Origin of the sequence: Kitasatospora sp. NPDC051914, from assembly GCF_040680995.1 — a bacterium.
In the GTDB taxonomy this organism is placed as follows: domain Bacteria; phylum Actinomycetota; class Actinomycetes; order Streptomycetales; family Streptomycetaceae; genus Kitasatospora.
Map to the genome: position 1 here is coordinate 40,772 of NZ_JBFAXX010000061.1, position 8,475 is coordinate 49,246.

The window sequence follows — 8,475 nt, forward strand, 5'->3', positions numbered from 1 at the left end:
CTGCCGCCTCAGGCAGGAAGGTCCAGCTCGGCCCAGACCGTCTTGCCGCGGTCGTGGCCGACGACCCCCCAGTCGGCGCTCAGCCGTCCGACGATGTGCAGGCCGCGACCGCCGGGGTGGGCCGCGTCGGTCGGGTTCCGCGGTTCGGGACGGCCGTCCCCGGTGTCGAAGACCTCGACCCGGGCGATCGGGCCGTCCCGCAGCAGCGTCAGCTCGACGGGGCCGTCGGCGTGCACCAGGGCGTTCGAAAGGAGTTCGGAGACCACCAGCAGCATGTCCGCACGCAGGGCCTCCCCTCCAGGACGCCCCCACTCGTCCAGCACCCGGGTGGTGAAGTCCCGGCCCGCGCGGACGTCCCCGGCCATGCCGGAGTAGCACCGGCGGCGCTCGGCCGGCTGTGCGGCCTCCGGCGGCGCAGCCGGACCCGCCGCAGTACCGCGCCGAGCGGACCCCGAACCCTTCGCCATGCGTTCACCCCGTCGATGTCGGCGCACCGGTCGGGCTCTCCGCCCGCCTCCCCCGATCCGGTGCGTCCTCGGTCACCCGGCACGGGTCGGGGCTGCCGGATCGGCCGGCAGCCCCGCGCTCCGTGCGTCCACCGCTCTCGCAGGAGCGGTCGTTCCGCCGTGGATCGCCGATCGGCAATCACCGGTCGGCTACCAGCGGTACCAGCGACCGCCCGATCCGCTGCGGGCGAAGAAGCCGACCACCCAGAGCACCAGCAGCGCGAGCGCGACCCACCAGAGCAGGTTCACCGCGAATCCGGCACCGAACAGGATGAGGATCAGCAGAAGTACGAGAAGCAGTGCGACCATGGAAAACACCTCCGACAGCGCGTGTGCCCAGCATCGTCCGACGTGAACACGTGTCCGGCCCTCCGGTACCGTCAGGCCCTTCCCTCCGGGACGGTCCCCGGCCTGGTTGCCCCCGGGGCCTCGACCTGGCTGAGCGGTGCGGCCAGCGACTCCAGGCTGCGGCGTTCGGCGCGGACGCCGATCGCCGCCTCGACCGACCCGGCGATCACCATCAACGAGGCGCCGATGCAGAAGGCGAGTGTGGTGTCGGCGGGCTTGCCGCTGCTGACCAGGCCGTTGAAGAGGAGCGGTCCGGTGATGCCGCCGATGGCGGTACCCGCCGCGTAGAAGAAGGCGATGCACATTGCCCGGGTCTCCAGCGGGAAGATCTCGCTGACGGTCAGGTAGGCGGCGCTGGCACCTGCCGAGGCGAGGAACAGGACGGCCGTCCAGCACGCCGTCATGGTCGTGGCGTTGAGGGCTCCCTGCTGGAACAGCCAGGCCGTGCCGAACAGCAGCACACCCGACCCGATGTAGGTGCCCGTGATCATGGGCTTGCGGCCCACCGAGTCGAAGAGGTGGCCGAGCAGGAGCGGGCCGAGGAAGTTCCCGACCGCGATCACGGCGAAGTAGTAGCCGGTGCTGCCGTCGGGGACTTCGAAGAAGGTCGTGAGGATCACCGCGTAGCCGAAGGTGACCGAGTTGTAGAGGAAGGCCTGGCCCACGAAGAGGGCGAGACCCAGCCCGGTGCGCTCGGGATGGGCGGAGGTCACCGTGCGGGCGATGGTGACGAAGCCGAGCGGGCCCCGCGGCCGGACGGTGATCTCCTCGGTGGCCGGCGGGAGTTCCTTCCCGGTCTCTCCCGCCACCGTGCGTTCCACGTCGTCGACCAGGCGTTCCGCCTCCTCGGCGCGGCCGTGGGTGAAGAGCCAGCGTGGACTCTCCGGAACGTGACGGCGCACCAGCAGGATGGCCAGGCCGAGGACGACGCCGAGGGCGAAGGCGAGCCGCCAGCCGGCGTCCGTGGCGAACAGGGTGGTGTTCAGCAGGGCGATCGAGGCGAACGCGCCGATCGCGGCGCCGATCCAGAAGCTGCCGTTGATGATCAGGTCGATCCGGCCGCGGACCCGGGCGGGTATCAGCTCGTCGATCGCGGAGTTGATCGCCGCGTACTCGCCGCCTATGCCGAATCCGGTGAAGAACCGGCAGACGAAGAAGAACCACGCCGTCCACGACAGGGCCGTGACGGCGGTGGCCGCCAGGTAGACGGCCAGCGTCACCATGAAGAGCTTCTTGCGGCCGAGGCGGTCGGTGAGCCAGCCGAAGAACAGCGCTCCGGAGCAGGCACCCGCCACGTACAGTGCCGCCGCCACCGTGGTGACCTGGGCGGTGCTGATGCTGATGCCACTGCCCGACTCGGCGAGCCTGGCCGCGATGTTGCCGACGACGGTGACCTCGAGACCGTCCAGGATCCAGACCGTTCCGAGGCCGATGACGATGCGCCAGTGCCAGCGCGACCAGGGCAGTCTGTCCAGTCGGGCGGGCACGTTCGTTCTGATGGTCTCGCCCTGCGGGCGGGCGGGCCGTCCCGTGGGCGTCACTGGCTCGGCCATGCTCGGCCTCCGTTTCGCTCCGGCCCGGGCCGGAGCGGCCCACGCCTCGGTGCCGCCTGCCCCGTCCGAAGACCGCCACACGGGGCAGCTTGCGGGGGCGCCGGCCCGACCCGGGCGGGGCCGGTCAGTCCAGGCCGCGGCCGCGGCGGAGGCGGGCAGCGACCTCGCCGGGTTCGACCAGCGGTTCCGGGTAGTCCGCGGGCGGCCGGTCGAGCAGCCAGGGACGGTGGATCGCCCGGCCCGGGATGTGGGCCAACTCGGGGACCCACGTGCGGACGTACGCGCCGTCCGGGTCCAGCCGGTCGGCCTGGGTGAGCGGGTTGAGGACGCGGTTGGGCCGGGTGTCCGTCCCGGTGCCGGCCACCCACTGCCAGTTGAGCTGGTTGTTCGCGATGTCGCCGTCCACCAGGAGGTCGAGGAAGTGCCGGGCGCCGGTACGCCAGTCCTGGTAGAGCGTCTTGGTCAGGAAGGAGGCGGTGAGCAGCCGGGCGCGGTTGTGCATCCAGCCCTCGTGCGCGAGTTGGCGCATGCCGGCGTCGACCACCGGGTACCCGGTGCGGCCCTGCCGCCAGGCCTCGGCCTCGCGGGAGTCCGCGCGCCACCGGTCGTCCTTGGTGCGGTAGTCCTGCCAGGCGGCCCGGGGTCCGGCGGCGAGCACCTGGTGGTGGAAGTCCCGCCAGACGAGCTGCCGGACGAAGGCCTCGGCGCCGGGCCCGCCGTGGCGCTCGGCGAGGTCGATCAGCTCGGTCGCGGAGAGGCAGCCGAAGTGCAGGTAGGGCGAGAGCCGTGACGTGCCGTCTGCTGCGAGGTCGTCGTGCACCTCCTCGTAGCGGCCGACGTCCCAGGCCTGCCACCGCCGCCGGGCCTCGGTCTCGCCGCCGGGCGGCAGTCCGGGCGAGTCGGCGCGTGCGGTCGGGAGTGCGGCGCAGGCGAGCCCGCCGGGGGTGCTCAGACGGCGGGGGGCGCGGTGCGGCGGTCGGCGTGACGTCTGCTGCCAGGCCCGGAAGTACGGGGTGAACACCGCGTAGTGGTCCTTGCCCGCGGGTGTGACGGCGCCCGGCGGGATCGCGGTGAGCGAGCCGTCGTGGACGTGCAGCCGGTCGCCGAAGCGCTCGCGCAGGCCGCTCTCACGGCTGCGGGCGAACGCACTGACGCCTGCGGCCACATGGACCGCGTCCGCGCGCACCTCGTCGGCGAGCCTTGCGGTCTCCGCCACGGCCCGGCCCCTGCGCAGCACGAGCCGGCTGCCGATGCGGCGCAGCGAATCGTCCAGGTCGGCCAGGCAGTCGGCGAGGAACGCGAGGCGGTTGGCGGAAGCGAAGCCCGCTGTCCCGACATCGGGGTCGAGGACGAACAGCGGGACCACCTGGTCGGCGGTGCGGGCTGCTGCGTGCAGGACGGGGTTGTCGTGGAGGCGGAGGTCCTGGGTGAACAGGGCGATGGCGATCGTCATGGCCTGGCCAGGCTAGGGCCTGTCACCACGGCTGTTGCGGCATCGGAGCGGCGTGTCCGACCTGTGTTCCGGGACGTTCCCGGTGCGGTCCGCGGGCGCCCGGCGCGGCCCGGGGCGATGGTGGAAGTGGTGAGCAGTACGGCAGTGGTGTGCACAAGGGCCGGACGGCCCTGGCAGAAGCGGTCCGGCGCTGGTGCGATGGTGGCCGCACGTGCAGGCGCCGGCCTTCGGACCGGCACGCCCTGTCCGGCTGCCGCCCGCCGCAGTCCCGGCCCCGTGCCGCCGCCATGGGGCCGGCAAGCCACTATTCCTCGGAGACTCCCGTGAACGGACCGATCGTCGTCGGCTACGACGGATCAGCCGAGAGCATCGCCGCGCTGCGCTGGGCCACCGCCGAGGCGGGGCGGAGCGGTCTGCCGCTGGAGCTCGTCCAGGCGTGGCCGTGGCCGAAGCACCACGTTCTCGGCGGCGAGGACGCCGACCACTGGGTCCGGCAGCAGCTCGCGGAGCAGGAGTCCGCCGTCCGGGCGGAGGCCGGTGACGTGGCGGTCGGCTCCCGCCTGGTGCCGGACAGGCCGGCGACGGTGCTGACGGCCGCGGCCGAGAAGGCATCGGTGCTGGTGCTGGGTTCGCGCGGTCTGAGCACGCTGCGCGGGTTCCTGGTGGGCTCGGTCAGCCAGGAGGTGCTGGCCCACGCCGCCTGCCCGGTCGTTCTGGTACGCACCGCGGGAGCTTCCCCGGAGGCTGCCGCCGACCCCGCCGGCGGCTCTGCCGGGTCGGGGCGGCGGGCGGTGGCGCTCGCCCTGGACCTGCGCCACTCGTGCGCGGAGGTGATCTCCTTCGCGTTCCGGGCGGCACAGCAGCGAGAGGCCCCCTTGCGGGTGCTGCACGCGGCGGGGCCGCCGGCCGGCAGCGAGTACATGGCCTTCGACGCGATCGCGGCGATCTCCGCCGACCTCTCCTCCGCCGAGGAGACGGCCCTCGCCGAGGCGATCGAGCCGTGGCGGGCCAGGTACCCGGACGTCGAGGTGACGGCGAGCGTCGTACCCGGCAGCGCGGCCCACGCCGTGGTGGAGGCGGTGAGCGGGGACGTCGACCTGCTGGTGGTCGGCCGGCACGACCGGCGGGTGACGCTCGGCGCCCACATCGGGCCGGTCGCCCATGCGGCGATCCACCATGTGACGTGTCCGGTTGCGGTGGTTCCGTACCGGTGATTCAGCCGACGGGCAGTCAGTTCGACCGGACGGCACGGCAGTGGGGCAGCGGCGGCCGGGGTCGGCAGTCTGGCGTCCGCGGTCGGCCTGCTCGCGGCGGCGACCGCGGTGGTGGCCCTCGGCGTCCACCTCAAGGACCGGCGGACGGTGCCGGCGGCGGTCTGACGGCAGCACCGCCCCCGCCGGCCGACGGTGGGGGCGGTGGCCCGGCAGCGAACGCATAGGGTCGTCGCCATGACCGTGCTGCGCTCCGTCCTGCTCTTCCTGCTCGCCGCCCTGCTGGAGATCGGTGGTGCCTGGCTGGTGTGGCAGGGCGCCCGGGAGCACCGCGGCTGGGCGTGGATCGGTGCCGGGGTGCTGGCGCTGGGCGCTTACGGCTTCGTCGCGACCCTCCAGGACGACGCGGACTTCGGCCGCATCCTCGCGGCCTACGGCGGTGTCTTCGTCGCCGGTTCCCTCGCCTGGGGCATGGCCGTGGACGGCTACCGCCCCGACCGGTACGACGTCGTCGGCGCCCTGGTCTGCCTGGCCGGAGTGGCCGTCATCATGTACGCCCCGCGGGGCCGCTAAGAGCTGTCTTCAAGGCGCCCGGGGTCACTTCAGGGGGCGCGGGTCAGTCGCCGGACGGAGTGTGCGGCAACCTTCCTTCGTGCGGCGGCAACTGCGGGGCGAGAGGCAATCAACGACTGCCCCCGCCGCCTCCGGCCGGCAGGTGGAGAAGCTCGACCGCGGCGTGGTCCCGGTGCACGGCAGCAGCGGCAACCTGGTCTCCTGGCGCTGGCCGGCCACCGACCCGGACGGCACCGCCTTCAACGTGTACCGCGGCACCACCCGCCTCAACTCCGCCCCGCTGACCGGCTCCACCGACCTGATGGACGCGGCCGCCAGGGCGGTGTACTTCCTCGGCAACGGCATGGCCGTCCCGGCCCGTCCGAAGGTGTACACCCCGTGGCCTGAACACCGGCCGACCGGAAAGCCGCCCGGCCGCGGGTGGAGCGGTGCCAGGATGGCCGGATGACGGATCGCCGCTTCCCGCGCGCGGGTGAGGTCGTCACCGACCTCGAAGGCCGGCTCGGCTCGGTCGGCACGGTGTTCGCCGCCTTCCGCGGACAGGACTCCGGCTGCGTCTCCTACGGTGTCGAACTCCCCTCCGGGAAGCGGGTGTTCGTCAAGTCGGCGCGGACGGAGGGCGCGGCCGGGTCGCTGCTCCGCGGCTGGGCGTTCCACCGGGCGGTGCGGCATCCGGCGATCGTGCCGCAGGTGCGCCGGTTCACGGCGGACGGGCGGCCGGCAGTGGTGCTGCCGTGGTGCCCGGGCGAGGTGCTGTACCACCCGGTGGACGGGCGGTCGGGCGACCGGACGGGTCCGGGCAGCCCGACCGCCCGTTTCCGGGCACTGCCGCTGCCGGTGGTCCTCGCGGCCCTGGACCGTCTGCTGGACGCCCACCTGGCGGTCGAGGCCGCGGGCTTCGTGGCCGTGGACCTCTACGACGGGTCGATGCTGTACGACTTCGCCGGCCGGCGGATGCGACTGGTCGACCTGGACGAGTACCGCCCGGGGCCGTTCGTCCTGGACGGGGACCGGCTGCCGGGCTCACGCCGCTACCTGGCCCCCGAGCAGTGCTCGCGGGGCGCCGTGATCGACACCAGGACGACCGTCTTCACCCTGGGCCGGGCCGCCCGGCTGCTGCTGGACGCGGGCGACGAGGAACGCGCCTGGCGGGGCGGGGCCGCCCGTCTCGAGGTGATCGCCAGGGCGACCGACCCCGATCCGGCCCGCCGCCACCCGACCGTGGCCGCCTTCACCACCGCCTGGCGGGCCTGCCGGTGACGGGGCACGCCGATGCGGGCTCACAGTTCGAACAGGGCGTCCTGCGGCGGGGCGGGGTGCGGGTCCAGTGCCGCCCGCAGTCGCGCGATCCCGCGGCGCCAGGCGGGTCCGTCGACCGCCTCGTCCCAGAGGTCGGCGAGTTCGGACTCGGCGGCGAGGACGCGGTCGAGGGCCTGCACGGCGAGTTCGCGCAGGTCGTCGACCGCGGTCAGCGGCACGGGTTCGTCCGGGCCGTACGCGGTGGTGACCGGCTCGCCGCCGGGGCAGCGCGCGGCGACCAGGGCGGCGGACGCCACTGCTTCGACGGCCTCGGTGTGGTCCAGGTGGTCCGTCTCGTCGGCGGCGCGCAGGAGTGCGGCCCGGACCATGCTCTCGCGCGCCTCGGCCGGTGCGTCGTCCAGGGCCCCGGCGAAGTCCGCGGCGCTGTCGTTGTCGAAGTGTCCCGTGTCCCAGGTGCCCATGCTCCCGATCCCGTCCGCGCTGTCCTGCCCTTCACCGGTCGGAGCATCGCAGGGCGGTACGACAGTCGGACGGCTCAGGCGGCGGCCCGGACTCCGTAGTGGGTGCGGGCGGCGGCGAGGGCGGCGGCCAGGGCTTCGGGGCGGCGGGTGGAGAGGTAGACGTAGGGGCTGAGCAGGGCGGGTTCGGCGATCTCGATGCGGACGGCCTGCGGCAGGTAGCCGCGCATCAGCAGCCTCGCCCGCGGGCCCGCCCGCCGGGTGCGCCAGGCGAGGGCCTCGGCCTCGTCGAGGATCTCGATCCAGCCGAAGTGCTCGGCCCGCAGCACGATCGGGCCGGCGACGAGCACGCCGTCGCAGACCCGGATGCGCACCACGCCGTAGCCGCGCAGCGCCCACGCGACCATCGCCAGCAGCAGTGCGGCCCCGGACGCGGCGGGGACCTCGCCCAGCGGCAGCAGGGCGGCGGCGAAGCCGGCGGCGGCTGCGAGCGCGGCCAGCCACCAGCGCAGCGGGACGGAGAGCCGTTCGTCGTAGGTGACCACGGCTCGATGCTGCCACGTCCTTACGAACCGTCGGGTGCCGGTACGTCAGGTGCGGAACGGGGCGACCCTGAGGGCCGCGTGGTCGGCGGCGTCGGCGAAGACGTCACAGGCGTCCTGCATCTCGTCGGGGCCGAAGCGGTGGGTGACCAGGCCGGAGGCGGCGTGGCGGCCCTCGTCCGGGTCGATCGCGATGATCCGGCCGGGGCTGTGGAGCCGGGCGGTGACGATCGTGGCGAGGCCGATCGGTCCGGCGCCGACGACGGTGTCGCCGGGTCGGACGCGGCCGTTGCGGACGCCCACCTCGTAGGACGCCCGCCTCGTAGGCGGTCGGCAGGATGTCGGCGAGCAGCAGGGCGCTCTCGTCGGGGACCTCGGTCGGCAGCCGGTGCAGGGAGGTGTCGGCGAACGGGGTGCGGACGTACCCGGACCTGCGCGTCCGGCGGCGCGGGCCCGGCGGGAAGTGACGGACAAGCCCTAGATGGTTGATTCCAAGGTCAGTGGTCGTAGGCGGTGAGTGACCGCAGTGTTGGCTGGCCGGTCTTGTGGTTGTGCCAGATCGCTGCGGTGA

Annotated in this window: 9 protein-coding genes and 2 pseudogenes; 4 read left to right on the top strand and 7 right to left on the bottom strand. The window is 73.8% G+C overall.

The features are described 5' to 3' along the window. Positions 1-8 precede the first annotated feature (8 nt). The 4 genes from AB0M03_RS31515 to AB0M03_RS31530 form a co-directional block, all read right to left on the bottom strand. Entirely contained in the window at positions 9-365 is a 357-nt protein-coding gene (locus AB0M03_RS31515) for an ATP-binding protein (RefSeq protein ID WP_363497693.1), read from the bottom strand. Between the two features lie 291 nt (positions 366-656). Next, positions 657-815, bottom strand: coding sequence for a hydrophobic protein (locus AB0M03_RS31520; RefSeq protein ID WP_363497696.1), 159 nt, complete (start codon positions 813-815; stop codon positions 657-659). A 71-nt stretch (positions 816-886) separates the two neighbouring features. Next, entirely contained in the window at positions 887-2,407 is a 1,521-nt protein-coding gene (locus AB0M03_RS31525) for an MFS transporter (protein WP_363497699.1), read from the bottom strand. Between the two features lie 124 nt (positions 2,408-2,531). After that, positions 2,532-3,860 carry a deoxyribodipyrimidine photo-lyase gene (locus AB0M03_RS31530; protein ID WP_363497702.1) on the bottom strand — a complete coding sequence of 443 codons (1,329 nt, stop codon included), beginning with the start codon at positions 3,858-3,860 and terminating at the stop codon, positions 2,532-2,534. A gap of 323 nt (positions 3,861-4,183) precedes the next feature. Here AB0M03_RS31530 and AB0M03_RS31535 point away from each other — a divergent pair, with 323 nt between their 5' ends. From AB0M03_RS31535 to AB0M03_RS31550, 4 genes and pseudogenes are all read left to right on the top strand, one after another. Further along, on the top strand, positions 4,184-5,074 hold the full coding sequence (locus AB0M03_RS31535) for a universal stress protein (RefSeq protein WP_363497705.1): 891 nt from the start codon (positions 4,184-4,186) through the stop codon (positions 5,072-5,074). 234 nt (positions 5,075-5,308) lie between these two features. After that, on the top strand, positions 5,309-5,644 hold the full coding sequence (locus AB0M03_RS31540; RefSeq protein WP_363497708.1) for a YnfA family protein: 336 nt from the start codon (positions 5,309-5,311) through the stop codon (positions 5,642-5,644). Between the two features lie 79 nt (positions 5,645-5,723). After that, positions 5,724-5,951, top strand: a pseudogene (locus AB0M03_RS31545) (rhamnogalacturonan lyase); the annotation flags it as partial. Positions 5,952-6,088: 137 nt separating this feature from the next. Continuing rightward, positions 6,089-6,904 (top strand): serine/threonine protein kinase, encoded by an 816-nt coding sequence (locus AB0M03_RS31550; protein WP_363497711.1) that lies wholly within the window; start codon positions 6,089-6,091, stop codon positions 6,902-6,904. A 20-nt stretch (positions 6,905-6,924) separates the two neighbouring features. Here the strand turns inward: AB0M03_RS31550 and AB0M03_RS31555 are convergent, their stop codons facing one another. The 3 genes and pseudogenes from AB0M03_RS31555 to AB0M03_RS31565 form a co-directional block, all read right to left on the bottom strand. Next, positions 6,925-7,365 (bottom strand): DUF4259 domain-containing protein, encoded by a 441-nt coding sequence (locus AB0M03_RS31555; protein WP_363497714.1) that lies wholly within the window; start codon positions 7,363-7,365, stop codon positions 6,925-6,927. Positions 7,366-7,439: 74 nt separating this feature from the next. Next, positions 7,440-7,907: a DUF3093 family protein gene (locus tag AB0M03_RS31560; protein WP_363497717.1), complete on the bottom strand. Its 468-nt coding sequence runs from the start codon at positions 7,905-7,907 to the stop codon at positions 7,440-7,442. A gap of 180 nt (positions 7,908-8,087) precedes the next feature. Beyond that, positions 8,088-8,337 (bottom strand): annotated as a pseudogene (locus tag AB0M03_RS31565) (alcohol dehydrogenase); the annotation flags it as partial. Positions 8,338-8,475: the final 138 nt, after the last annotated feature.

Bases quoted from the DNA above. Each gene is read 5' to 3' on its own strand.
- AB0M03_RS31555 (WP_363497714.1), bottom strand. From the start codon at position 7,365: ATGGGCACCTGGGACACGGGACACTTCGACAACGACAGCGCCGCGGAC.
- AB0M03_RS31515 (WP_363497693.1), bottom strand. From the start codon at position 365: ATGGCCGGGGACGTCCGCGCGGGCCGGGACTTCACCACCCGGGTGCTG.
- AB0M03_RS31550 (WP_363497711.1), top strand. From the start codon at position 6,089: ATGACGGATCGCCGCTTCCCGCGCGCGGGTGAGGTCGTCACCGACCTC.
- AB0M03_RS31520 (WP_363497696.1), bottom strand. From the start codon at position 815: ATGGTCGCACTGCTTCTCGTACTTCTGCTGATCCTCATCCTGTTCGGT.
- AB0M03_RS31525 (WP_363497699.1), bottom strand. From the start codon at position 2,407: ATGGCCGAGCCAGTGACGCCCACGGGACGGCCCGCCCGCCCGCAGGGC.
- AB0M03_RS31530 (WP_363497702.1), bottom strand. From the start codon at position 3,860: ATGACGATCGCCATCGCCCTGTTCACCCAGGACCTCCGCCTCCACGAC.
- AB0M03_RS31540 (WP_363497708.1), top strand. From the start codon at position 5,309: ATGACCGTGCTGCGCTCCGTCCTGCTCTTCCTGCTCGCCGCCCTGCTG.